At 38.7% G+C, this 25984-nt stretch carries 26 protein-coding genes and 1 pseudogene; 2 read left to right on the forward strand and 25 right to left on the reverse strand.

Annotated features, from left to right (window positions below):
• Positions 1 to 84: 84 nt before the first annotated feature.
• The 15 genes from IGK86_RS07925 to IGK86_RS07995 all read right to left on the reverse strand — a co-directional run bounded on the left by IGK86_RS07925 (position 85) and on the right by IGK86_RS07995 (position 14069).
• A complete protein-coding gene (locus IGK86_RS07925) occupies positions 85 to 933 on the reverse strand; it encodes a DegV family protein (protein ID WP_002382324.1) in 849 nt (282 codons plus the stop codon).
• Between the two features lie 75 nt (positions 934 to 1008).
• Positions 1009 to 2181, reverse strand: coding sequence for an LCP family protein (locus tag IGK86_RS07930; protein WP_002365661.1), 1173 nt, complete (start codon positions 2179 to 2181; stop codon positions 1009 to 1011).
• Positions 2182 to 2324: 143 nt separating this feature from the next.
• Complete coding sequence (pheA, locus tag IGK86_RS07935) at positions 2325 to 3173, reverse strand: prephenate dehydratase (protein WP_016617316.1); 849 nt, start codon at positions 3171 to 3173, stop codon at positions 2325 to 2327.
• A gap of 7 nt (positions 3174 to 3180) precedes the next feature.
• Positions 3181 to 3687, reverse strand: a complete 507-nt coding sequence (locus tag IGK86_RS07940) for a shikimate kinase (protein WP_002357579.1) — start codon at positions 3685 to 3687, stop codon at positions 3181 to 3183.
• A 19-nt stretch (positions 3688 to 3706) separates the two neighbouring features.
• Positions 3707 to 4945 carry a 3-phosphoshikimate 1-carboxyvinyltransferase gene (gene aroA / locus IGK86_RS07945; RefSeq protein ID WP_373419663.1) on the reverse strand — a complete coding sequence of 413 codons (1239 nt, stop codon included), beginning with the start codon at positions 4943 to 4945 and terminating at the stop codon, positions 3707 to 3709.
• Between the two features lie 54 nt (positions 4946 to 4999).
• Positions 5000 to 6094 carry a prephenate dehydrogenase gene (locus IGK86_RS07950; protein ID WP_016617314.1) on the reverse strand — a complete coding sequence of 365 codons (1095 nt, stop codon included), beginning with the start codon at positions 6092 to 6094 and terminating at the stop codon, positions 5000 to 5002.
• Positions 6095 to 6127: 33 nt separating this feature from the next.
• Positions 6128 to 7294 (reverse strand): chorismate synthase, encoded by a 1167-nt coding sequence (gene aroC / locus IGK86_RS07955; protein WP_002357582.1) that lies wholly within the window; start codon positions 7292 to 7294, stop codon positions 6128 to 6130.
• 1 nt (position 7295) lies between these two features.
• Positions 7296 to 8372 carry a 3-dehydroquinate synthase gene (gene aroB, locus IGK86_RS07960; protein WP_002396345.1) on the reverse strand — a complete coding sequence of 359 codons (1077 nt, stop codon included), beginning with the start codon at positions 8370 to 8372 and terminating at the stop codon, positions 7296 to 7298.
• Positions 8373 to 8394: 22 nt separating this feature from the next.
• Positions 8395 to 9420 carry a 3-deoxy-7-phosphoheptulonate synthase gene (gene aroF / locus IGK86_RS07965; protein ID WP_002363948.1) on the reverse strand — a complete coding sequence of 342 codons (1026 nt, stop codon included), beginning with the start codon at positions 9418 to 9420 and terminating at the stop codon, positions 8395 to 8397.
• A gap of 36 nt (positions 9421 to 9456) precedes the next feature.
• Entirely contained in the window at positions 9457 to 10323 is an 867-nt protein-coding gene (aroE, locus tag IGK86_RS07970) for a shikimate dehydrogenase (protein ID WP_002369402.1), read from the reverse strand.
• Between the two features lie 487 nt (positions 10324 to 10810).
• Entirely contained in the window at positions 10811 to 11266 is a 456-nt protein-coding gene (locus IGK86_RS07975) for a hypothetical protein (RefSeq protein WP_002357586.1), read from the reverse strand.
• 89 nt (positions 11267 to 11355) lie between these two features.
• Positions 11356 to 11730: a thioesterase family protein gene (locus tag IGK86_RS07980; RefSeq protein ID WP_010713406.1), complete on the reverse strand. Its 375-nt coding sequence runs from the start codon at positions 11728 to 11730 to the stop codon at positions 11356 to 11358.
• Positions 11730 to 12950 (reverse strand): CCA tRNA nucleotidyltransferase, encoded by a 1221-nt coding sequence (locus IGK86_RS07985; protein WP_016617312.1) that lies wholly within the window; start codon positions 12948 to 12950, stop codon positions 11730 to 11732. Before IGK86_RS07985 ends, IGK86_RS07980 begins: the two co-directional genes overlap by 1 nt.
• Positions 12947 to 13726, reverse strand: a complete 780-nt coding sequence (dapB, locus tag IGK86_RS07990; RefSeq protein WP_002357591.1) for a 4-hydroxy-tetrahydrodipicolinate reductase — start codon at positions 13724 to 13726, stop codon at positions 12947 to 12949. Before dapB ends, IGK86_RS07985 begins: the two co-directional genes overlap by 4 nt.
• Complete coding sequence (locus IGK86_RS07995) at positions 13719 to 14069, reverse strand: nucleotide pyrophosphohydrolase (protein WP_016617311.1); 351 nt, start codon at positions 14067 to 14069, stop codon at positions 13719 to 13721. The genes dapB and IGK86_RS07995 overlap by 8 nt, the downstream gene beginning before the upstream one ends.
• A gap of 123 nt (positions 14070 to 14192) precedes the next feature.
• On the opposite strand from IGK86_RS07995, the gene IGK86_RS08000 reads away from it, so the two are divergent.
• A complete protein-coding gene (locus tag IGK86_RS08000; protein WP_002357595.1) occupies positions 14193 to 15077 on the forward strand; it encodes a YitT family protein in 885 nt (294 codons plus the stop codon).
• A 37-nt stretch (positions 15078 to 15114) separates the two neighbouring features.
• On the opposite strand, the gene IGK86_RS08005 is transcribed toward IGK86_RS08000, so the two are convergent.
• The 10 genes and pseudogenes from IGK86_RS08005 to IGK86_RS08050 all read right to left on the reverse strand — a co-directional run bounded on the left by IGK86_RS08005 (position 15115) and on the right by IGK86_RS08050 (position 25712).
• Complete coding sequence (locus tag IGK86_RS08005; RefSeq protein ID WP_002361802.1) at positions 15115 to 15654, reverse strand: ReoY family proteolytic degradation factor; 540 nt, start codon at positions 15652 to 15654, stop codon at positions 15115 to 15117.
• Positions 15655 to 15663: 9 nt separating this feature from the next.
• On the reverse strand, positions 15664 to 16920 hold the full coding sequence (locus IGK86_RS08010) for a tetratricopeptide repeat protein (RefSeq protein ID WP_002377424.1): 1257 nt from the start codon (positions 16918 to 16920) through the stop codon (positions 15664 to 15666).
• A 9-nt stretch (positions 16921 to 16929) separates the two neighbouring features.
• Positions 16930 to 17974: pseudogene (locus IGK86_RS08015) on the reverse strand (hypothetical protein).
• A gap of 306 nt (positions 17975 to 18280) precedes the next feature.
• Positions 18281 to 18556, reverse strand: a complete 276-nt coding sequence (locus tag IGK86_RS08020; RefSeq protein WP_002357604.1) for an HU family DNA-binding protein — start codon at positions 18554 to 18556, stop codon at positions 18281 to 18283.
• Between the two features lie 247 nt (positions 18557 to 18803).
• Positions 18804 to 20114 carry a ribosome biogenesis GTPase Der gene (gene der / locus IGK86_RS08025; protein ID WP_002357608.1) on the reverse strand — a complete coding sequence of 437 codons (1311 nt, stop codon included), beginning with the start codon at positions 20112 to 20114 and terminating at the stop codon, positions 18804 to 18806.
• A 173-nt stretch (positions 20115 to 20287) separates the two neighbouring features.
• Positions 20288 to 21499 carry a 30S ribosomal protein S1 gene (gene rpsA, locus IGK86_RS08030; protein ID WP_002360341.1) on the reverse strand — a complete coding sequence of 404 codons (1212 nt, stop codon included), beginning with the start codon at positions 21497 to 21499 and terminating at the stop codon, positions 20288 to 20290.
• A gap of 113 nt (positions 21500 to 21612) precedes the next feature.
• Positions 21613 to 22293: a (d)CMP kinase gene (gene cmk, locus IGK86_RS08035; RefSeq protein WP_002357612.1), complete on the reverse strand. Its 681-nt coding sequence runs from the start codon at positions 22291 to 22293 to the stop codon at positions 21613 to 21615.
• Between the two features lie 236 nt (positions 22294 to 22529).
• Positions 22530 to 23159 (reverse strand): LysM peptidoglycan-binding domain-containing protein, encoded by a 630-nt coding sequence (locus IGK86_RS08040; RefSeq protein WP_002369411.1) that lies wholly within the window; start codon positions 23157 to 23159, stop codon positions 22530 to 22532.
• A gap of 75 nt (positions 23160 to 23234) precedes the next feature.
• Positions 23235 to 24671: a RecQ family ATP-dependent DNA helicase gene (locus tag IGK86_RS08045; protein WP_010709419.1), complete on the reverse strand. Its 1437-nt coding sequence runs from the start codon at positions 24669 to 24671 to the stop codon at positions 23235 to 23237.
• A 6-nt stretch (positions 24672 to 24677) separates the two neighbouring features.
• Positions 24678 to 25712: a helix-turn-helix domain-containing protein gene (locus tag IGK86_RS08050; protein WP_016617308.1), complete on the reverse strand. Its 1035-nt coding sequence runs from the start codon at positions 25710 to 25712 to the stop codon at positions 24678 to 24680.
• 35 nt (positions 25713 to 25747) lie between these two features.
• Here IGK86_RS08050 and IGK86_RS08055 point away from each other — a divergent pair, with 35 nt between their 5' ends.
• Positions 25748 to 25966, forward strand: coding sequence for a ferredoxin (locus tag IGK86_RS08055; RefSeq protein WP_002357617.1), 219 nt, complete (start codon positions 25748 to 25750; stop codon positions 25964 to 25966).
• The last annotated feature ends 18 nt before the right edge of the window (positions 25967 to 25984 follow it).

The raw sequence follows: 25984 nt of genomic DNA on the forward strand, positions 1-25984 counted from the left end.
TATTCGGCTGAGTAACAGCAGCAAACGACAAAATAATAGAATAAAAGATGAGACAGAAGTAGTTTACTTTTGTCTCATCTTTTATTATTGAGCTGAAATCGCTAAACCAATTGCTTTTTCCCCTAGATGGGTCCCAATAACTGGACCAAAATGACCGATTTCAATTTCTGCATTTGGGTATAGCTTTTGTAATTTTGCTTGTTCTTTTTCAGCAACGATGCGGTTATTAGCATGAATCACATACAGTTTAACTGGTGCTTCAATCCCTGCGTTTCGTTCACCAATAATCTTTTCTGCACGAGCAAAAGCTTTCTTTGTTGAACGGATTTTTTCAAATAATACAATTTTTCCATCTTCAAAAGTCAAGATAGGTTTAATCTTCAATAGCCCAGCGATCAAGGCTGCGCCATTCGTTAAGCGACCGCCACGAACTAAGTTGTTCAGATCTTCTACAATTAGATATGCATACGTATTATCACGAATTAAATCTAATTTGGCAAAAATTTCTTCTAAGCTGGCTTTTTCTTCTGTTAAATCTAAAGCAGCTTCTACCATGTGTCCCATTGGCATACTTGTAATTTTTGAGTCATATGGATACAAAGCAACGCCTGGGATTTCATCAGTAAGTCCGTGCAATGTATGAACAAAACCAGAGATTCCTGAAGAAAGATGAATGCTGATGATGGTGTCGTACCCTTGTTCAGCGATTGATTTGTAAAGCTCTAACACTTCTCCTAAAGCAGGTTGTGAAGTCGTCGGAAATTCTTTACTATTATTTAGCAATGCATAATATTCATCTGCTTCAATGTCAATGCCTTCGTTGTATATTTTTCCATCTAAAATGACTGGGATGGGAATTACAAAAAGATTCGGATGATCTTTAATGCGCTCGGGTAAATAAGCTGTACTATCTGTCACAATAGCAATTTTCATTTTGTAACCTCGTTTCACTAATTTTCCACGTTGTTTCTAATATAGCATAAAAAAGGATATTTTAAAATGCTTTCCTTATTCGTTCAGGAATTTTTCGATGGCGTCAGCATTTTTTTGTTCATCTACTTCTAAAATACTGCCTGCATAAGAGGATTCACCAAAATTCCAAGAATCTGGTACCGGAACCGATAATGACTCAACCCCTGCTTTTCCTTTAATCAACAATGATGGTCCATTCGTTAACATGAAACTAACAGGCACATCTGTCGACATATAGCCGACTAATTTCCCAAGTGATTCTGGGGTTCTTAATAAAGTCATTGGGTTTTTCATTTGGCTCATTACAGCTGACATAACTTGTTGTTGGCGACGAACCCGACCAAAGTCGCCTTCTTCATCCATCCTAAAGCGAGCGTATTGAAGTAAGACATGTCCATCCATGACCTGTTGCCCTTTTTCAATATCAACACCATCTAAATTCAGTGATTTTTCTGCATCGATTTTGACACCTTTTGGAAACATAGAGTCAACAATTTTTTCAAATGATTGGAAATCTACCTTAGCATAATATTTCGTATCTAAATTAAAGTTTTGTTTTAACGTTTCACGAACCAATTCAGCACCGCCATAAGCGTATGCGGCATTAATTTTATTCGGCCCGACACCAGGAATGTCCACGAATGTATCACGCATAAATGAAATTAATTTCGGTTTTTTTGATGGTCCATTTAGTTGGAGAACCATTATTGTGTCGGCTCGTCCAGCATCTTCCCCACGTGTATCGCTGCCAAGAATTAAAATATTCTTAGCCCCATTGCTACTTTTGACACCATTAAATGTTTCTACTTTTTCTTGAGGCAACGAGTCATCATGTTCTGCTGCAGATTTTCCTTTTAAAAACATGACTGTACTATAGGCAAATAACAGAATCAATAGGATCACTAGCCATTTGAAAAAGCGTTTTGTTTTTGATTTTTTACGTTTCTTTTTTGGTTTCTTGTCTTTTTTTCCGCGGGGTGGTTGGTCAGAACCGTTGCCACCACCTGAATCTGTTTGATGTCGCCTCTCACTTCTGCGACTGTCCTCAGTATAGCTGTCTTCGTAAACTGGCTCTTGAAGGCTTTCAGCTAGTTCTTCTGGTTCTTCTTCTCTATGTTCACCCATTGATTTTCGGGGATTAAAGGTCTTTTTATGCTCTGCTGGTCTCGATTTTTCATGAATATGTTTATAACGATCTACACGACTCATCGTGTCACTCCTTTACCTCTGTGTTTTATCACCTTTCTTAGGATACCTCATTTCGCAGGAAATTCCTATTACAAATATGTAATTTAATAAAAAATGAAACTCACTTTATCTAATAAGTAAGCTTCATTTTCATTTTTAACTCTTTAAAGTGTGGACAAAACATAGATCGGGTAATCCCCTAAAATTTTTATTTCTGCGCCAATCAGTTCCAGTTCTGTTAAAGCTGCTTCAATTAGTTTTTCTGGTTGATCATTCACTAAGTCCATTAAAAAGAAGTACTCTCCGAGCTTTGTTTTCAACGGCCGCGATTCTACTTTGCTAAGATTAATCCCTCGCCAACTAAACACACTTAATGCTTTGTGTAAAGAGCCAGGAACATTACTTGGCATCGTAATCGCCAGCGTTATTTTTTTCTCAGATAGCGGGAAAGAAATCGCTAAATTTTCAGAACCAAGAACCCAAAATCGGGTTTGATTTACCGATAAATCTTGTATATTTTTTTCAACAATGGTCAAATCATACATTTCCGCAGAAAGTTTTGGTGCAATAGCTGCAAAAGGTAATTCTGGATGTTCTGCAATGTATTTGGCGGCGTAAGCTGTTGAAGGCGTTGCTTCTAAAATCGCTTCTGGAAAGTTTTTCGCTAGAAACATCTGCGATTGAGCTAATGCTTGCGGATGTGATAAAATTTTCTGACTTTGTTGCCAGATCGCTTGATTCTCTTTTGCCACCATTAATTGTTGTTGAATCGGTAAAACTAACTCTGCTTGGACAGGTAACTGCGCTTGATGATACAAATAATCTATCGATGCGTTAACAGTTCCTTCAATCGTGTTTTCTATTGGAATAATGCTGCATGCCACTTCTTGATGTTCAATTGCTTTCAAGCAAGCTGGAATCGATGCGTACGGCATCAACGTAGCTTCAGGAAAAGCAGCCAACGTTGCACTGTACGTAAAGGAACCAATCGGACCTAAATAACCAACTTTCATCGTTTCTCTACTCCTTTAATTGTTGCAGAATTTCATTGATAATTTCTTCTGGCGAGCGATTGGTCGTATCAATTGTCATCTTCGCACATTCTTCATAAAAATTTTTACGAGACTCAAATAAAGTAATGATTTCTTTTGAAGAACGTTCTATAGCTAAGGGCCGCTGGTTTTCAGTATCTTCTGTGATTCTTTTTAACAGCTCTTCTGGTGTCGCATGTAAATAAATCACTTGCTGAAAAGATTTTAATAAGCTACGATTTTCTGGTCCGACAACAATCCCGCCCCCAGTTGAAAGGACGGCTGTATTTTTTGACAGCTCCTTTAAAAGTTGGGTTTCCTGTTCTCGGAAAGCTGCTTCACCATATTTTTCGAAATAGTCAGGAATTGAGCGTCCTATTTTTTCAATTAACGCTGTATCTAAATCAAGATGAGGCATCTTTAGTTTATTGGCCAAACTTTGGCCGATAGTTGTTTTACCCGCACCCATGAAACCAATTAAAACAATGCTTTCCATGGTTCGTTATCCTCCTTCGTTAACAACTTAAACGTTCTAAGTCGTCAAAAAATGCTGGATAAGAAACTGAAACTGCTTCAGCCTTATCTAATTCAACAGTGCCTTCTTTTACAAGTAATGCAGCAATTTGTAACATCATCCCGATACGATGATCCCCATAACTGGTAACTCTTCCACCATGTAAAGAAGTTGGTCCATGTATAATTAAGCCATCATCAGTAGGCGTGATGTCGGCGCCTAAAATTGTTAATTCTTTCGCTACTGCATCAATCCGATTGGTTTCTTTGACTTTCAATTCTTCTGCATCTCGAATGATTGTCGTGCCAGTAGCCTGAGTAGCTAACAAAGCAATAATCGGTAACTCATCAATTAAACGTGGGATAATAGCGCCACCAATCTCTGTAGCTGTTAATTGACTCGTTTTTACAAGTAAATCGCCAGAGTGATTGGCCTCATCTTCATTTAAAATAGTGACGGAACCACCCATGTTTTTAATCACATCTAAAATACCTGTCCGCGTTTGATTTAAGCCAACATTTTTCAGAAGTATCTCGCTATCTGGGACTACTAAACCCGCAACTAAAAAGAAAGCTGCAGAAGAGATATCACCAGGAACTACCACATTTTGACCTGTTAATTGTTGCGGTCCAGTTAACATAATTTTTTTACCGTCTACTTCAAGCGTCCCACCAAATTGTCGAATCATCTCTTCTGTATGATCACGTGTCTTTTCTTTCTCAACCACTACAGAAGTGCCCTCGGCTTGCAAAGCGGCGAATAAAATAGCCGATTTCACTTGAGCACTCGCAACAGGCATTGTGTAGTCAATCGGTTGCAAATTTTGAGTCCCGCGAATAGAAATTGGCGGAAACTCCGTTTGCTGAACCCCTTGACATTCCGCTCCCATTTGGTTTAAAGGAAGCATCACACGATTCATCGGTCGTTTGGCAATAGACGCATCACCATCTAGGCGCGTTTCAAAGGGACAGCCAGCTAAAATGCCCAGCATCAGACGAATTGTTGTACCTGAATTTCCAACATCAATTGTATTCCTCGCCTTTTTTAAACCTGCAAATCCTTGCCCCTCAACGGTGATTGTCGTCCCGTCATCTTCAATGTTCACACCCAAAGAACGAAACGCCGCTAAGGTACTTAAACAATCTTCGCCTCTTAGAAAATTTGTAATCGTTGTTTTTCCAGAAGAAATCGCTCCAAACATAATACTTCTATGGGAAATCGATTTGTCGCTAGGAACCATCAGAGTCCCTTGTAAATGTTTCACATTTGTACGTAGTTGCACCCTCATCACCTCTTATTTTTCGTAACACGTATAGTTCGTTTTTTTAGATAAAATTTGTTTTGCAGCTTGGCAGTCTGATTGATTTTTAAAAGACAATTGAAGAATCCCATAGATTTCTTCTCTCGTTTCTAAAATTTTAATATTTGTAAGAGAAAGGTCCGCTTCGCCTAAAATTTGCGTAATTTCAGCGATGATTCCTGGTTGATCTGGTACATCAACAAACAGATCATAGAAAGCTGGGATTGCGCCTTCTTTGTGAATAGGCAATTGAGCACGTGTTTCTTTGGCCTTATCAAAAAAATTACGAATAGCTGGGGCGTTTTTTTCTGTTAACCATTGGCAAACAGTAGTCATCTCTTTTTGCCAATTTTCTAGTAAGTCCAATAATACTAAGCGATTGCTTAATAAAATATCCGTCCACATCGTTGCATCAGAGGAAGCAATTCGAGTAATATCTCTGAATCCTCCAGCCGCTAGCTGCTGTGCTCTAGGGTAAGTGGTATTCAGTTGCTGACTTTCGTTCACTAAAGCTGCGGCAACAATATGTGGCAAGTGACTTAGAGCACCAGTAATTTCATCATGTTCCTGTGCAGGCATCGTAATAAACTTCGCATGCGTTCCTTTTAGTAATGTTTGTAACTCCTGAATCTGTTTGTTTTTTTCGCCATGGTCATCGATAAAAATATAGTAGGCATTTTCAAACAAACGTTCATCAGCGGCTGTTACGCCGGATTTATGTGAACCAGCCATTGGATGACCACCAATAAAATTTTTCATGTTAAGCTTTGTTGCTAACTGATTAATTTCCACCTTGGTACTACCCACATCTGTGATCAGAGCAGTTTCTAGTGATAATTGGTTTAATTCTTCTAGTTGTACTAAAGTTGCTTTAACTGGGGAACAAAGAAAAATAATCTCTGCTCGTCTTGCCCCACTTGTTAAAGATTCAGCTATCTCATCAATTAGACCCGTTTTCTTAGCAAATTCAGTTGACTCCGCTTGATTATCGAAACCGATAATCTCACTGTTTGGATGCCCTTTTTTGATACACAAAGCCAGTGAACTCCCGATTAGCCCTAATCCTACGATTAATATACGTTTCTTCATTTTTTCCCTCCATATACTTGCGACTTTCTTCCATTAAAAGTTTTGAGTATATAGGCGATAACGTTTCACTGCTTCTTTCATTTGTTCAAATGAGTCACTATCAAATTTTTCGAGCATAGCCTTCGCTACTTCCGTTGCAACAACGGCTTCACAAACAACGCTAGCGGCCGGTACTGCCGTGCTATCAGAGCGCTCAACGCTGGCCTTATAAGGCTCTTTTGTATCAATATTTACGCTTTGCAATGGTTTATAAAGGGTTGGAATAGGTTTCATGACACCACGAACGATGATTGGCATTCCGTTGGTCATTCCTCCTTCAAAACCGCCTAAATTGTTGGAAGTTCTGGTATAACCTGTACTTTCGTCCCAAACAATCTCGTCCATCACTTGGCTACCAGGGCGTTGTGCCATTTCAAATCCAATGCCAAACTCAGCACCTTTAAAAGCATTGATGCTTACAACAGCTTGCGCAATTTTGGCATCTAGTTTACGATCCCATTGAACATAGCTCCCTAAGCCAGCTGGAACGCCACCCACAAGTACTTCTACTACCCCACCAATTGTATCGCCATTTTTCTTGGTTTGGTCAATTAGTTCTTTCATTTTTTCTTCTACGGAAGGATCTAATACGCGAACGGCAGATTGTTCAGATCGTTCTTGAATTTCACGAATCGTTAAATTTTCAGGAATCGTAGCTTCAATCCCGCCTAATACCGCGACATGCCCAGCGACTTGGATATCCAGTTCAGCTAAGAGTTTTTTAGCAACCGCACCAATCGCCACACGCATCGTTGTTTCTCGTGCCGAAGAACGTTCTAAAACATTCCGTAAATCATCATGTTGATATTTCATGCCACCAACTAAATCAGCATGTCCTGGACGTGGTTTGCTGACGCGGCGGATTTTCTTTTGTTTTTCAGGAACTGGCTCTACTGACATCACGGAGGTCCAATTTTTCCAGTCTTTGTTTTCGACAATCAACGTTACTGGTGAGCCAAGTGTTTTACCATGCCGAATGCCCGAAGTAATACGTACTTGGTCTTTTTCAATTTTCATCCGTCCCCCACGACCGTAACCGCCTTGACGTCTTGCTAATTCTCGGTTAATCTCTTCGCTACTTAAAGGCAGACCGGCTGGTAAGCCTTCAATAATAGCAGTTAATTCAGGTCCATGTGATTCGCCTGCTGTAATAAAGCGCATCTTAAATTCCTCCTTCTCTATTTAAAAATGCTCGAATTTCTTCCGTTGGTAAAGAGACAATTTTCGCTTGACCAATTTTTTCTAAGACAATGATTTTAATCTGTCCCCCACGTGTTTTTTTATCATGTGTAATTGCTTGATAGAGACGTTCTTCTGGCCAACGATCTGTCGTTACTGGTAAATGGAACTTTTCTAGCATGGTGACCAACTCTTGGGTAGTCCCAAGTGGGGAAAGCCCTTGTTGTTCTGCGACTTGAGTTATTTGAATCATTCCTAAAGAAACGCCTTCACCGTGAGCAATCACCCCGTAACCAGCTGTATTTTCTAATGCGTGGCCAATCGTATGCCCAAAATTCAGAATCAAACGTAACCCCAAATCTAATTCATCTTCTTCGACGACATCACGTTTAATCTTGCAACAGGCCGTGATAATTTCTTCTGCATGTGCCACTAAATCTTGTTCATTTTCCAAAGAGGATAAACGGTGCCACAATTCAACATCAGCGATAGCTGCTGATTTTACAATTTCTGCAATTCCTTCACGCACACGTCTAGGTTCTAATGTTTTAAGTGTATTAGGATCAATTAAAACCCCATCTGGTTGGGCAAAAGTACCGACAAGATTTTTGGCTTTTTTAGTGTTAACCGCTGTTTTACCTCCAATGCTACTATCTACTTGTGCCAGTAAGGTTGTTGGTACTTGCAAAAAGTGAATACCGCGCATATAGGTTGAAGCGACAAATCCAGCTAGATCTCCCACAACGCCTCCACCTAGAGCAATTAGACCATCACTTCGAGTCAATTGCTGTTCCGCTAAAAAATCATAAAGCAGCTGAGCTGTTTCGAGGCTCTTACTTTGTTCACCTGCCGCTACAGCAATCAATGATGTTTCAAAACCAGCAGCTTGCAATTCTTTCTCAACAGCTGCGCCATATAATTTATTCACCGTTTCATCGGTAATAATCGCTACCCGTTGTGGCTGCCACAGGCTACGTACCCAGGTGCCAATTTTATCTAAGGCACCTGTTTCGATGGTTAAATCATATGAATGTGTAGGTAACGTTACGGTTAATTTCATGTCCTCTACTCCTCTGTCTTTACTAATCTTCTAAAGCATTAATTTCTTTCATTGCTTTTTCGATGATATGAACTTCTTTCATCATACGTAGGTAAGTTTTTTCATTCAAGGATTGTGGCCCATCTGACCACGCATTCGCTGGATCTGGGTGAATTTCTACAATCAAGCCGTCCGCACCTGAAGCAACACCTGCTCGGGCCATTGGCGGTACTAAATCCCAGATACCAACACCATGACTCGGATCAACAATAATTGGAAAATGACTTAATTTTTTAATTAAAGGCACCGCACTTAAATCAAGTGTATTGCGCGTAGCGGTTTCGTACGTACGAATCCCACGTTCAATGAAGATCACATTGAAATTTCCTTGCGCAGCAATGTATTCAGCTGCGTTTAGCCATTCATCAATCGTACCAGCAATCCCGCGTTTTAAGCCGATAGGTTTTCCAGTTTTACCAACCGCTTGTAATAACTTGAAATTTTGCATGTTGCGCGCACCGATTTGTAAAATGTCACTGTATTTTGCGACAAGTTCTAAATTCGCTTCATCCATCACTTCTGTAATGACTTGCATATCTAATTCATCAGCCGCTTGGCGAATGTATTTTAGTCCTTCTTCTTCTAGTCCTTGGAAAGCGTATGGCGACGTTCTAGGTTTGAATGCACCACCTCGTAAAATTGTTGCACCGCCAGCTTTAGCAATTCGCGCACATTCACGAATCTGATCTAAGCTTTCGATTGAACAAGGGCCCGCCATCATGGTCATACTGCCGTCACCGATTTTAACACCGTTCACATCAACCACTGTATTCTCTGGATGAAATAAACGACTCGTTAGTTTGTAAGACAACGAAATGCGGACACTTTTTTCCACGCCTTCTAATGCTGTTAACTCTGCTTCAACTAATTTTTCTGTATCACCAATCAAGCCTATCACTGTTTTTCCATTATCTTGACTTGTTTGAGTAGTTAAGCCTGCACCTGTTACTAAATCAATGACTTGTTTCATTTGCTTTTCGGTTGCATTTTCTTTCATAATTACGATCATTATATTCTCTCCTCATGCCTTTAAACGGCGCTCTTTTTATCTATTTTCAATTTTACGTTTCACGACTGATACAGGCATTTTTTGTCCTGTCCATTGTTCAAAAGCAGCAGCTCCTTGATAAAGTAGCATGTCCAAGCCGTTGCTTGTTTCTGCGCCACGTAAACGGGCTTCTTTTAATAACTGTGTTTCTCTGGGATTATAAATAGCATCATACACGAATAACTTCGGCTGAATCATTGCATAATTTTCTATAGGACTACTATGCGCATGTGGATGCATACCCACACTCGTTGCATTAACTAACAAGACGCTTTCAGCAACATCTTTTGCTAGTTTTTCAGTATCCGCTAAATCATTTAAATGAATTACACAGTTGGTTCGTTCAGTGAAATTTGCCAGTTTTTTTTGACTGTCGTTAAACCCCGCGCTTTTCCTGTTGTAAACGGCGATTTCTTTCACGCCATCTAAAGCAGCTTGGGCAATGATTGATAAGGCTGCACCACCTGTTCCTAAGATGGTCATTTTATTCTGAAAAACGTCAACCTTTTTCTCTTTCAAACTCCACATAAAACCAGTACCATCCGTGCTGTCTCCGTAAAGTTTTCCATCTTTGTTGACAATCGTATTAATTGCGCCAACCAGTTGAGCGGTAGGACTTAGTTCATCCATATAACTTACAGCCGCCACTTTATTGGGCATTGATAAGTTGGCCCCTAACATGTGAAACGTTCGAATCGCTTCAATTGCTTGTGGCAATGTCTCTTGTCCAACGTCAAACGCCAGATACCGAGCATCAACTCCTAAATTTTGAAATGCTGTATTATGAATCAACGGTGAAATACTGTGTTGGCTGGGTTTCGCGAATAGCCCAGCTAAACGAGTGGCTCCAGTTATTTCTTTCATCCTGTGTGCTCCTTTACGAAATTTTTTTAGTAAGTTTCTGAAATCCTAATTTTTGGCCAAACAAAAAGGATATTCACAGTAAATTTTAAGAAAAATCTACAGTGAATACCCTACAAAAAAGCAATATAAAAGCCACTATAGATTTTCTTAAATCTACATGGCTGAAAGTCATCTTAAATTTCCCTAGCCATTATAGATACAAACGTTTGTTGTCTGTACCCATAATGTTATGAATACAAACCTATCTAAAATAGCTAAAGTAAAAGTTATTCAGTTGTGTATGGTTTTTCTTCGTTGTTGTCATAAGAATCACTCCAAAACTGATTTAATTAAGAATTGTTAACAGTATACCGCTAGAAAAAACATGTGTCAACACTTATTCGCTTATTTTTTCGACTATTCCATTAAAACCAATGTTATTTTATTCGCCAAAAGACTAAAAAAGCCACAGGAACCAGTCATTTCACTGATTCCTGTGGGGCAAAAATTATTTTAATTCTTCAGCGTATACATCATCAACTGTTTGTGTTGGGTCGATAACAATGTATAAGTTTTTAGTTTTTTCGCTGACTTTTGTAGATTGATAGATGTTATCCAAGCCCTCATCTGTTTTATCTTTGTAAGGGAAATAAACTAAATCTGGTGTGCCATTTTTGTAAAGAATTTCCATACGTTCGATATCTTCATATTTTAAAGCACGAGAGAACATCCCTAATTCTAAGCCACCTAAGTTAATATCGTGGGTTTGAACATGATCTCCTTCTTGGAAAATTTCAATTTTGAACCCTTCACATGGATGAATTTCAACAAATTCACTACCATGGATACGGCCAAAACTTGTTGTAATATGTTTGATCCATAAATCACCAATAAAACGACGATCAATCGTCCAAGTTTCACCATTTCTGAAATAAAATTTAAGTCCTGTCATTTCTCTAGCCATAGCACAAATCTCCTTACTTAAAAATAATTTCTTACATTATTAGTTTACCATACTTTTGATAAACGGTCACAAACTTTCGCTGTAGATTCTTAATCTTTTGTTATTCTTTTAAAAAAAGAATCAATCTCAACTACTGCACGTTGGTGAGAACCTTTGGCAATTTGTCGCTCTCCTTCATAAGCAACAAATTCATAGCGTATTTTGTGTGCAGTCTGTTCAATGCTGGTCATCGTAACAACGATTGTCGCCCCTACCGCAGATGGATATAAGTGGCGCAATTCTAACACCGTTCCGACAGTTGTTTCCCCAACTGATAATTGGTCCTTCACAGCTTCTTTGGCTGTTTGTTCAATCATGGCAGCTAAAGCAGGGGTTCCTAAAACTTCTAAGTCACCAGAACCGAGCATTTTAGCCGTTTGTGATTCTTTCACCAAAAATTCTTTTGTAAACATTTCTGTTGGCATTATGCTTTCTCTCCTTTTGAACGTTGTTTTTTAGCAAACGAAAGCAGAACTTCTTGTTTATTCTCTAAGCTACCTTCAACAACGTGTTGCTCGATTTCAGCAATCAGTTCCCCTAACCATTTGCCTGGTGTTTCTTCTAAGACGGCTAAAAGGTCTTTTCCTGTGATGGCCAATTCATGTCTTTGATGGATGGGTAATGCCTTAACTAACTCTTTTGTTACTTGTACTTGACTCTCTTGTTGGTAATAATATAAAAGTCTTTCAACAAGTACTGCTGATTCTTCGCCTAATTCATAAAGCATCATTGGCTGCCAGTCGTTACTCAAACGAAAACGCAGACCACGTACTAATTGTGAAACGTTTTGAATTAATTGATTTGAAAGTTTCCAAGCCTTTAAGAAGGGGCGGATTTCTGCTTCTGGTAAATTCAATGATTGGATAAGTAACGTCCACGCTTCTGCTTCTGTTTCAATTTGACGAGCAGGCAAGTCCATTAAACGAAAAAGTCCAGCCCCTTGTTCTCGTAATTTGGGACAATATTGATAGCATTCTGTTTCAATAAACGGAGCTAAGCCACCTTGTCGATTAACCCCTAAAAGCATTTTTACAAATTCAATCGTAATGCGCTCTACTGAAATTTTTTCTAATAAAGGATGAAATTCAGCGATAGCGGCTAAGGTTTTTTCTTCAATTTTAAAATCTAATTGGCTAGCAAAGCGTAAGCCCCGCATCATCCGCAGAGCATCTTCATGAAACCGCTCATGGGGATTACCGACTGCACGAATGGTTTGATTAGTTAAATCTTCGATACCATCAAACAAATCAATGATTTCGCCTGTGCTGTCAAGTGCCAAGGCATTAATCGTAAAATCTCGCCGTTTTAAGTCTTCTTTCAAGGAGCGAACAAAGGTGACTTCATCTGGTCGACGAAAGTCTTGATAAGTTGACTCGGTACGAAAGGTTGTTACTTCATACTGTTGGTCTTCCATCAATACAAGGACTGTACCATGTTCGATACCCACATCAACGGTTCGTTTAAAAATTTGCTTAATTTCTTCTGGATAGGCACTTGTCGCAATATCGACATCATGGATTGGTTTATTTAATAAAGCATCACGGACACTGCCCCCGACAAAATACGCTTCAAAGCCCTGTGCATTGATTTCACGAATAACGGGAGCGGCTTCTTTAAATTCGTTTGGAATAGTTGTCAATTTCATAGCATCTGTTCCAATCCGTAAAGTAGTTCTGTTCTCTGTACCACTTGCCGACAAGCTAACGCCACTCCTGTCATGAATGAACGCCGATCATAAGAATCATGCCGAATAGTGAGCCCTTCACCTACACTGCCAAATTGGACTTGTTGGTGTGCCACTAACCCAGGTAAGCGGACACTATGGATTCGCAGACCCTCGAAATCAGCCCCGCGTGCCCCTGGTATTGATTCTACCTCTTGCGGATTCCCTTGTTTTTTTGCTGGCCGAACTTCTTGAATCATTTCTGCAGTTTTTATAGCCGTTCCACTTGGTGCATCCAATTTGTTATCATGATGTAATTCAATGATTTCCACATCTGGAAAATACTGCGCCGCTTTTTGGGCAAATTGCATCATTAAAACTGCCCCAATTGCAAAATTTGGCGCAATCAAGCCGCCGATGGCTTTTTCTCGAGATAGGTTTGTCAATTCGTTGATTTGTTCCTCCGTAAAGCCTGTCGTCCCAACAACTGGCGCCATACCATGTTCCAACGCAAAACGTGTATTTGGATAGGCGGCTTCAGGAACCGTAAAATCAATCCAAACATCTGGTTTGACAGCTAGGACTTCTTCTAAGCGCTGAAAAACGGGAATTGCTGTTTCATCATTGAAAGAAACAGTTTCTTGTGCTTCATGAGGATCATACACACCTACTAATTCAAAGTCTGCGGTTTCTAAGACCATTTGTGTAGCAGTACTGCCCATCCGTCCTTTAAACCCAGCGACAATTATTTTAATCATGTGTTTTCCCATCCTTTCTTTCAAAGCGATAGCGATCCCGCTTGTTAAATTTGGCCATATTTTCTTCAAAAACTTCGGTTAAATCAATCTCTAAAGAATTTGCCATGCTAATCAATACAAAAAAGACATCTCCAAGTTCCTCTGATACTGTCTTTGGTTTTTCGTCTGCTTTTTTCTGTTTTTCACCATAATAATGATTGACTTCACGGGCTAATTCTCCGACCTCTTCCGTCAAACGAGCCATTTGTCCTAATGGTGAAAAATAGCCTGTTTCAAACTGTTGAATATAATCATCAACTTCCGTTTGCATCGATTGCAAACTACGTTGTTCTGATTCTGACATTTTACCCCAACCTTTCTTACTCTACCTCCTACATCTTATCAAAAACTTGGCTATCTGGAAAGGTTCTACTTGTTGTTTTATATAGAGAATGATACAGTTTATACTGTAAAAGGACGTGATTAAATGGAAGAACAAAGATTTTATTTTAAAGATGTGTTATTTATTGTATTAGGAAGCTGTATCTATGCCTTTGGTTTGGTTACTTTCAATATTGCCAATGACCTGGCCGAAGGTGGTGTCACGGGGATTACTTTGATTTTAAGAGCCTTATTTCATTTTAACCCAGCATATACGACATTATTAATCAATATTCCGCTCTTATTAATTGGTGGTAAAATTTTAGGCAAACGCTCCCTCTATTATACGCTAATTGGCACCGTGTCGTTATCAGTATTTTTGTGGTTTTGGCAAAAATTTCCTGTTGAAATTAATTTAGATCATGATTTATTGATTGCTGCTCTCTTAGCTGGTTTGGCCGCAGGATTTGGGAGTGGCCTTGTTTACCGCGTAGGCGGAACCACTGGTGGGACCGACGTCATTGCCCGCATTTTCGAAAAATACTTTGGGATTAGCATGGGCCGCTCGTTGTTACTTTTTGATGTTGCAGTCTTACTCCTCTCGTTGACCTATATTGATGTCAAACGAATGATGTATACTTTAATTGTGTCCTTTGTTTTCAGTCGTGTTGTTGATTCTGTACTCGATGGAGCCTATGCTGCGAAAGGAATTTTAATTGTTTCCAATCATTCCGAAGAAATCGGTCAAAGTTTAATGGCTTCTTTAGAACGCGGGGTAACATATTTAAATGGTGAAGGTGCTTATTCACAAGTGGAAAAACGGGTTCTCTACACGGTAGTCAGCCCTCGAGAAATAATGGAAGTCAAACGGATTGCTAATGAAATAGATGAAAAAGCCTTTGTGTCCATCATTAACGTACATGAAGCAATTGGCGAAGGCTTTACTTATGCAAAACCCAGCAAACAACGTCGCTTTAAATTAAAACAATAAATAAAACCCAGCATTTTCAATAAATGCTGGGTTTTATTTATTGTTGCTTCAAACGATTTAATTCATCGGATAATTCTAAAAACGCTTCTTTGTTGCCTGTTTCTAAAGCATCATCAATTTGAGCTTTAATTAATGCCATTCGCTGCGTTTGTTCTTCTTGCTTAAAATATTGATCAATCGCTCTGGCAACTTCCTGATCCACTTGTTCATTCCATGGCGCAAACGGATTATCTTCTAAAACAGATAAATACTGGCTCGTTTGCCAAGCCTCTGGAAATACACATTCTAAATAAAGAGCTTTCCGCCAATTCATCCGAATCTCATGAAAAATTTGTTCCGGATCTGTAAATTCTTGTGCTTGGATAAAAAGCAATAACGGCTCCTTACCTAAACCATCCGCTACCACACGAATCCCCCGATCGGTTTTCTCTACGTTCTCAACAAAATGAACATTATTTAAAATCGCATCGTGCGTTAATAAGTAATTTAAAATCCACAGTACTTCTCTTCTTCCAAAAGGCACGGTATTCACTAACCAAGTTAAAAATTTTTTCTTTTCTGATAAACTAACAAACATCGTCGTTTCCTATCTTTCTTCCATATCTGCTAGCACAGATTGCATGTCGACATCACCAGGTTCATGTTCCAAATAATGGTGCAACAAGTGTTTTGCTTTTTCAAGTTCGCCTTCTTCTCGTAAGAACAATGCGTATTCTTTTAGAAACTCTGGTTCGTGAGACAATTCTTGCGCTGCTTGTTCGTAATGAACTTTAGCGACGGCAAAGTCTTCTAATTCGTTGTACGCTTTTGCTAAGTTCCATTCAGCATAAGGATGATCCGTTTCCTCTAAATCATTTAAAATAGTAATTACTTCCTCAAAACGCTCTTCCGTGATGTAGAGATTACTTAAGGTCAAACGACTTTCATCTGTTTTCTCACCTAATTCCAAAGCTTTTAACAACCAGTTTTCAGCACCAGCAATATCGTGTAAGCGATAGGCATTTTCAGAGGCAAATTGGTATAACTCTACTTGGAATGGGTTTTCCGCAATTCCTTCTTCGATCACCGCTTTTGCTTCCTCTAATTGCTCTTCTTCTTGGAGCGCTTCCGCTAAATATAGATAAAGTGATTGATAATGTGGGTTTAGTGTTTTTAATTGCTGGAACAATGCAATGGCTTTTTGATTCTCATGTAACTGTAAATAAGTGAAAGCTAACTGGAATAAACGATCATCTGTTTGTTCTTCTTTGACTGCGGCTTCCAAATAAGGAACTGCTTCTTCAAAATCACCTAACATGCTGTAACTACTCCCTAAGCGTTCATTCAAGGAAATAGCAGAGATTTGCGCTGTCCCACTTTCTACAATGCTTTGATAACGAGTGATAGCCTCGACAAATTGACCATTTGTAAAGTATAGTTCTCCCAAAGCAAATTGAATTAACGGCTCTTCTGGCATAAGATTGGCTGCTTCTTTTAATTTCGCTTCACTGACTTCTGGAATCCCTAAAACTTGGTACAAATCCGCAGTAACTAAGAGGCTTTGGACATAACTGTCACTAGTTTCTGGAATTTTTTCTAAATAGATGAATGCGTCATCTATTTCATTATTTTCAATGGCGATTTCTGCTAATGGAATGTTTAAGCCATCTGCATCGGGAAATTGTTCCAACAACTGTTGGAAAATTTGTTTGGCTTCTTCTAGAAAACCTAAAGATAATAACGTTTCCCCTAAATCAGCTAAGGTATTTTCATCATCTTTCTTTAATGCTTCTTCAAACATCAACTGTGCTTCTGCTAAATTTTCAGCTTGTAATGCTTGAACCATTTTTTCACTATATGACATAATTTCCCCTCAAATCTCTTTTAAAATTTCTTGGTATCTTTCAATCGTTGTTAACAGTTGATCGGGCGTTGGCTTTAAAGCTGCTCCTAGTTGACCGATTTTTTCCAACACCATAGGAGGACCTAGTGTTTCTGTGTGAAGCAAAACTTGTTCTGCGTAATCAGCACTTAAAATTTCTTTTGGAAACGCCACCGGAAAACCTAAGCGAATAAACCAAACGATAAAATTTTTAAATTGAAAATCAAAGTGATTGACTTGCTGGCTCCATAAAACTTGTAACAACAATCCTAATAATCGTTTCATGGGACCTGATAACAAATGGCCATTTTCGGTTGTAGCAAAGGCCACTTCAAAAACTCGGCCAAATTGATCCACTTTTTCCCCTGCTTGTTCATACAAAGATAACAACTCGTCTAAAATACCATTAAATGACGTTTGATTCAACCGTTTTTTATCTGGATACGTTTGGTATAGCATTTGTAAATAAGTATAATCACAGACAAGACCCGCTCGAATAAAAACGAGCAAATCAATTAAAGGGGCAGCACCTTTTTTATTGGTCAAGGTACTATCAAACAAAATTTCTTCTGAATGATTTTCTATATGCATAGTTGCATGCTGTGCTTGCTGAATTGTGACACTTGGTAAAAGTCCTTGCCGTAACGCTTGAACAGACACAGGCATCAGCCAACATTTGGAGGAACACTTACTTACTTACTTGGTGCAGAAATGCGGTTAATTGTAGTACCCCTTCATTACCCAAACCAATCAATAAAACATCCTGATTTTCTGGCCAATCAGCTAAGAAACGTAACACACTTTCTAATTCTGATAAGTCATTGCAATGAACATCATTGCGACAAATATACCAGTTTAATCCCAACTGTTCCCCAAAGGCATAATTAATCTTCTCCGAAAAAAGATCATAGTAACGCTGATTCGCCAAAACAACGATTGACTCCGTCGTTACTGGTCGTTTTTTTAGGACGGAAGCAAATGTTTCTCCATAAATAATAGCGACCTTGTTTTCCCCTCTAGAATAGTTGTATTTCATTGATTCACCACCTTAAGACTGTTTCCTCTTCCTTCACCCCAAGTCTAGCATAACCACTAAAAAACAGCTACTGGCAACAACTTATTTTTGTCCTTCATTCATAAATCTTTCTCTTTTTATCAAAAAAGCAAGGAGCGAGTGTCGAACCGTTCCCGCTTGATTCTCGGAGCGAAGCACGTTTTTCTCACCCAAGGTTCGTCACAATTTAACCTTTTAGCGTGCTGTTTCGACCACCTCTTAAAATAACATTTTTTATGTATGATTCAAAAAAGAACCCTTGGAAACCAAGGGTTCTAATTGTCTGTCTTATTTCACTGCATCTTTCAATGCTTTACCTGGTTTGAATGCAGGTACTTTGCTTGCAGCGATTTGAATTTCTTGTCCAGTTTGTGGGTTACGTCCTTTACGAGCTGCGCGTTCGCGAACTTCAAAGTTACCAAAACCGATTAATTGAACTTTTTCACCTTTAGCAAGAGTTTCTTGAATTGTTGAAAAGACAGCGTCTACTGCTGCAGTAGCATCTTTTTTAGTTAAACCAGTTGAAGATGCAACGTTTTCGATTAATTCTGCTTTATTTGCCATGGATCATTTCACCTCCTCTATAAGAGATACGATGTTTTTACACACCTAAAGTTCCGTCTATTTTTGAGTGGTCCAAAAACAGACAGCAAATATTGATCTGGTTCAATATTCTGTTAACAAGATAGCATAAGAAAGTTGTAATAGCAAGGTTTTTAGTGTATTTTAACCAGTTTTTTCAAAAAATAATCATTTTTTCTCAAAGTTGATAAATTTATTTGAATATCTAAAAAAAGTATGGTAGAATGCACTATTTTCGGCGTCGCGGAATGATTTTAATCGGTGTACCTTCAAACGTAAATGCTTTTCTGATTTGATTTTCTAAAAACCGGGCATAAGAAAAGTGCATTAGTTCCTCTTCGTTGACAAAAATAACAAATGTAGGTGGTTTGACTGCCACTTGTGTTGCATAAAAAATCTTCAAACGTTTTCCTTTATCGGTTGGTGTTGGATTAATTGCTACAGCATCCATTACAACGTCATTTAACAACGCTGAAGGAATCCGTAAGTTTTGATTCATACTTACTGTTTCAATTAGTTCAGGCAGTTTGTTTAAACGTTGTTTGGTTAATGCAGACACAAAAATAATGGGTGCATAATCTAAATATTGGAATTCATCACGAATTTCAGCTTCAAAATCACGCATTGTATTTGTATCTTTTTTGACTGTATCCCATTTGTTGACCACGATAATAATACCGCGACCTGCTTCATGGGCATAGCCCGCCACACGCTTGTCTTGCTCACGAATACCTTCTTCTGCATTCAAGACCATTAAAACAATGTCTGAGCGTTCAATCGCCCGCATTGCGCGCATGACGCTATATTTTTCAGTTGATTCGTATACTTTCCCACGTTTACGCATACCAGCCGTATCAATCATTAAGAACTTTTGACCTTCTTCAGATTCAAAATACGTATCGATTGCATCTCGCGTTGTTCCTTCAATATCTGAAACAATCACACGATCTTCACCAAGAATAGCATTAATCAATGATGATTTACCGACATTTGGACGCCCGATTAAACTAAATTTAATTGTATCTTCGTCCTCTTCTTCTGAAGTGTTAGGAAAATGTTTAACTGCTTCGTCTAACACATCGCCAATGCCTAAACCATGACTACCAGAAACTGGGAAAGGATCCCCTAGTCCTAAAGCATAAAATTCATAAATATCATTACGCATTTCAGGATTGTCAACTTTATTAACAGCTAAGATCACTGGTTTATTACTACGATATAAAATTTTTGCTACTAACTCATCTGCATCAGTAATTCCTTCACGGCCACTAGCAACAAAGATAATCACATCTGCTTCATCAATCGCAATTTCTGCTTGGTGTTTGATTTGATCCATAAATGGTTCGTCACCTAAATCAATCCCACCTGTATCAATAATACTAAATTCACGCCCTAACCATTCTCCAGTTGTATAAATACGGTCGCGTGTTACGCCGGGAGTATCTTCTACAATCGAGATACGCTCACCGGCAATGCGGTTAAAAATAGTCGATTTACCGACATTCGGTCTACCGACAATCGCAATAGTTGGATTTGCCATTTGATTCCCTCCTTGAGAATTTCAATCCTTACTAGTTTACCTAATCAAACCTTAAAGTGCAAGAAAAGTTTTAGTTTCTGCTGATTTTCTAACCAATTCAAGAAAAAATGAGTTTGACATAGCCGATCTGTTTACGGCTATGTCAAACTCATAAATTTCAAGAAAGTAACGTGTTATTCCTCTTCTTTCGCATCAGATAAAGCGTCACCTAAAATATCGCCCATGGTAAAGCCAGTATTTTCTTCAGGCAATTCATATTCCTGTTCTTCTTTTGGTTCTTCTTGAGACTCAGGTTTTGGTTCTAACGCTTTGATACTTAAAGCAATACGATGTTCCTCTGGATTAACTTCTAAAACTTTCACTTGTACTTGATCCCCTTCATGAAGAACTTCATGAGGCGTTGCAATATGCTTGTGAGAAATTTGAGAAATATGCACTAATCCTTCCACACCAGGGAAAACTTCCACAAACGCACCGAAGCTTGTTAGGCGTTTTACTGTTCCATCTAAAACAGTCCCAGCGGCTGCTTTTGTTTCGATATCTGTCCATGGTCCAGGCAATGTTTCTTTAATAGATAAAGAAATACGTCCTTCTTCTGGATTAATTGAAAGAATTTTTACTTGAACGTCTTCGCCAACAGTTAACGCATCACTTGGTTTGCCCACATGCTGATGAGCAATTTCAGAAACATGAACTAAACCATCCACGCCACCTAAATCAATGAATGCGCCGAAATCTGTTAAACGAGCTACTTTCCCTTCAACAACGTCTCCGTCATGTAAAGAAGAAAGTAATTCTTCTTTTTTCGATTCTTTTTCAGCTTCAACAACTGCTTTATGTGAAAGAATTAAGCGGTTTTCTGAAGGTTCGATTTCAATAATTTTAAATGCTAGTGTTTGACCTTTATATTCAGAAAAATCTGCAACAAAATGATCTTCAACCATTGAGGCAGGAACAAATCCGCGAACACCAACATCAACAACCAAACCACCTTTAACAACATTTGTAACAGGTGCTTCGATTACTTTGCCCGCTTGGAAATCTTGTTCAATTTCTTCCCAAACTTTTTTAGCATCTAAACGGCGTTTTGACAGTAAATAACTGCCGTTTTCTTTATCTTTGCCAATTGATGTGATAACAACTAAATCTAACACATCACCGACTTTCACAAGTTCGTGTACATCTTCAACTGGTAAAGTCGATAATTCCTTTGCAGGAACAACGCCTTCAACGCCCGCTCCTTCAATGCCGACAACAACTTGTTTGTCTTCAATGGCTAAAACTTCGCCTTTAACAATATCGCCAACACTGACTTCTTGAACGCTGTTCATTGCATCTTCCATTGTTTCGTTGTTTGCTACTTGTTTGTCTTCAAAATCTGTCATGCCTCTTATCCTCCTATGCCAACAAAAATTCCAAAACTTAGCTATATATACTTACATAGTACGAGATTTTTGTAAAAAAATAAAGCGATTTCTTCTATTTTTCTTAAAATTCTTTAAAAAAGTTCAAAACCTTTTTGTTTAATCACATTTTGTATGGCGGCGACGACTTCTTCAATCGTCAAGCCTGTTGTATCGATTTTCACAGCATCACTTGCTTGGACAAGGGGTGATACTTCTCTGGTTGAATCTAAATAATCCCGACGTTCAATCTCCGCCTTCAAGGTTTCAAAATCCGTCTCAATCCCTTTTTCTTGATTTTCTTTAAAACGACGTTCTGCACGTTCTTCAACGCTAGCCACCAAGAATATCTTTACTTCGGCCTTTGGTAAAACTGCAGTACCAATATCTCGACCATCCATGACAACTCCGCCGGCTTGACCAATTTTCTGTTGTAACGCCACCATTTCTTCTCTAACTTTTGCATGTTTTGAAACAGCTGAAACAGCATTCGTTACATCTGGCTGGCGAATCGCTTCGGTCACTTCATGACCATCGATAAAAACACGTTGGCCATTTTCTGCTTGCTGAAAAGAAATAGTGTGGTTGACACAAAGCGCTACTAATGGTTCTTCCGCTTGAATGTCGATTTGATTTTGCAAGGCCAAATACGTAATCGCTCGGTACATGGCCCCCGTGTCACAATACACATAATTCAATTGTTTTGCTAAAATTTTTGCAACTGTACTTTTGCCTGACGAAGCTGGTCCGTCAATAGCAATACTGATTTTCCCCATGAAAAAACTCCTTAACTGATATGCATCCTTTAAAATGCGCTTCTTCTTTTATATTAAAATCAGAAGAAAAGAACTTGGATTTAAATTGATGACGAGTCTCTAACGAAAAAGCAATAAGCCGAAATCCCTCGAAAGACGCAAACCATCTTTCGGAAATTTCTGCTTATTGGCATTCTCATGTAATCATTCGTCGCGGTTTAGCCCTTGAAAGTGCTGTCCAAACCTCTTTTTCTGGATTATTTAATACGTAATGGTTGTCCTGGATAAAACACAGATGTATCAATCCCAGGATTTAACGCTAAAATTTGTTCTAATGTCATTCCGTTACGTTCGGCAACTTGACGTGCCCCTTCGCCACTTTGAACGGTATCATAAACAGGTTGTTGGTTCTGCGCTTGTTGCTGTTGTTGATTTTGAGCTTCTTGTTGTTGTTGCTGCTCTTGTTGTTGCTGTTGCTGTTGTTGTTGTGCTTGTTGGTCCTGTTGTTGCTGTGCAGCAGCATCTGAACTTGAAGGTGTTGTATTTTCAGCTGGTTGGCTACTTGCTGGTTCTGAGCTTTCCACTGATTTTGACGTACTTTCTTTTTTCTTCTCTTTTGATGATGATTGGACTAATGAAGAAGATGGCTGGCTATTTTTGCTAGCACTTTCGTTCGGTTTCTTGTCTTGCATCATCCATAAGAAAGTCCCAATTGGAATGGCAATAATTAATAATAGCAAAATAACTAAAACAGTTAGAAATAATGAATTTCCTCGTTGCTGTTGGCGTTTTGCTAAACGAGAACCACCACCATTTTGATCAGGTTCATAAATTGATTGTTCCCATGGCTCACGAGCTTGGTTTTTCTTTTTGTCCTTTTTACTCACTGCTAATTTCCTCCTAAACTTCTCTCGCTTGTTATTATATCATAGCTTTTGCCAACTGCCGACTAAAAAAATGAATTAATCACGTTCTTTAAATAATTTTAGAAATTTAGAACGCCAATCTTCTTCATTTTGATTGCTGGTCTTGTTCGATTTTACTATTGAATCTTGGTAAATGTCAAAGAATAACGCACAATTATCACAACAAGTTTCCGGTGATTGTTTTACAATCGGTTCTTGAAAATAAGTTTGAATCAACGTTCTTCGACAGGTTGTGGTTTCAATATACGTCAGCATCCCTCTTAATTGTGCTTGGCGATCTTTTTCTTTCTCCTCTAAACGATGCTCTAGCTCTTCAAAAGAATAATCCTTGGCTAAATAGCCTTGGACCCATTTTTGTTGTAACTCGGTGGCATTTTCTAACAAACCTGCTTGTTCTTCTCCTTCAATCAGCGATTTTAAGGTCGCTCGATTCGCTCTTGTCTCTTCTAAGAAAAACCGATGAATAAATTCATCCCCTTTTTTATACAATAATAGCGCCCAACTTTTTTGACCATCACGTCCAGCTCGCCCGATTTCCTGCAGGTAATTTTCTAAGCTATCAGGCAAATCAAAATGAATCACTCCACGAACATCAGGTTTGTCGATTCCCATCCCAAAAGCATTCGTTGCACAAAGAATATCGATTTGATTATCAATAAATTGTTCTTGCAAGCGACTACGTTCACTAGCCTCCAAGCCCCCATGATAATAGGCCACCTTAAAACTGGTTTTCGCCTGAATAAGTTGACTGATTTGTTCTGTTTTGTTGCGCGTGGCGCAATAGATAATGATTTTACCAGCCGTTTTAGATAAGTAATCTAGTAATACTTCTTCTTTTTCTGACGTTTCCTTCACGAACAAGCCAATATTTTTTCGATTCACTGAAGAAAGAACTTCTTGATAGCTACCATGAGAAAATAATTGTTTTATAATTGCGTGCTGTACAACGGGTGTCGCTGTGGCAGTTAACGCCAAGGTCAAAGGAAAGTCTAGCTGTTTTTGGACCAGATCTAATTTACTATATTCAGGGCGAAAATCGACGCCCCACTGATAAACACAATGGGCTTCATCCACCACAAATAATGCAATTTTTTGGCGTTGTAACACACTAAGTACTTCTTGCTGCAAAAGCATTTCTGGGCTTAAAAACAGATAATCGTATTGGAACATTTTCGCTAAAATATAACGCTTTTCTGAATACTGTAACGTACTGTTTAAGGCAACCGCACCTTTAATTCCTTGTCTTTGTAATTGACGCACCTGATCTTCCATTAACGAAAGTAAGGGAGAAACAATTACCGTTAGTCCCTCTAACTTCTGGCCCACAAATTGATAACACAATGATTTGCCAGTGCCTGTTGGCAAAACAGCCAATGTATTCATACCGTCAAGTAAGTTTGTAATCACTTCTTTTTGACCAGGCTTAAACGCTGCATAACCAAATCGAGTGAATAATTCTTGTTCTAATGTCAACAATACTCACTCCTTTTCTTGCCAAATTTGTTGGATTTGATATAACCGGAAATCTAAATAAGAAAGCGTATCTTCTTGCGCTCGCCAATCCCGATACACCCACAATCGCGGATCTTGTTCTGTTTGAGCCAAGTTTTGGAGTATTGCCTCCTTTTCAAGATAAACAGACACCTGCAGCTGCCCTTGAATAGCCAACTCTAATAGATGATCATGAATGGTACTCAGTTTTATTTTTCGCTGCTCAGCAATTTCTTGAAGCGTCTTGCCTTCCGTTAACAATCGTTGGGTTTCTTGCATACTTTGGTTTAGATTTTTTTCTAGATACGGCCATACAAGCGTTCGTAAAGCAGGATAGTTTCCTTCGTACATTATCAACTGCAGTAAATGATGAACCGCTTGCGTATGCCATAAACGCTGTTCAAGAGCTGTCTTATGGCTTGTTAATTGCTGAGGAACTTTGCCAGTTTGCTGATAACCAGAAAGTTGCGCAACCAAATAGTCGCTTTCTGCTTCAGGTAGTAACTCAAACCCTCGCAACAGTTCTTCTTTGATTGATTGAATGCGCTGCTCTTTCTTGTCTTGTTGTAACCATCGTTTCAAATATAGTTGCGGAATCGGTGTTGATAAAAGTGGAATATACTGTTTTTCCTCAAATGATAAATACGAAGTCACTTGCACGGCAAATTGAATGAGTTGCCAACTTTCTCGATCACTTCTGCCAAAACGATAAAGATCAATTGTAGGATAATCCAGCAACGAAAAATGGTGCTCCTTTAAAAATAGTTGCCCTTCTTTTGTTAGTTGAATCTCATTTGTCTCTTTGTGATACTGAATTTGTTTCGCCTTCGAAAGTTTTTCAAGAAATTGAAAATAGGCTTGTTCGGAAATCGTTGGCCACCAGCCAATGAACCGTAAACAATCATATAAAAAACCATAAATCAAAACAGAGCTAGTCCGTTTGCCTTTTAAAAGATGATACAAAGTTGATGCACGTACCTTGTATCCATGAGATAATAACGCTAAAATAAAAGTTGCTTCCATAGTAAACCTCTTTTAGATAGGATGTGTCACTGTTTATGCAATCACGTTTAGTTCCTGAAAAATGTATTGCTTGTGGACTTTGTCAAGTTTATGCGCCCAATATATTTGATTATGATGATCATGGGATTGTCCTTTTTAAAGACGAGCCGCATGCTCGACAACAATTTATTCCAGAAAACGAACGCGAGAATGTGTTAAAAGCGTACCGCAAATGTCCCACGCGTGCAATAGAAATAAGCAAAAATGAGTGCTAAATAATTTAGCACTCATTT

The sequence above is a fragment of the Enterococcus sp. DIV1206 genome (genome assembly GCF_051712485.1).
Lineage (GTDB): Bacteria > Bacillota > Bacilli > Lactobacillales > Enterococcaceae > Enterococcus > Enterococcus faecalis.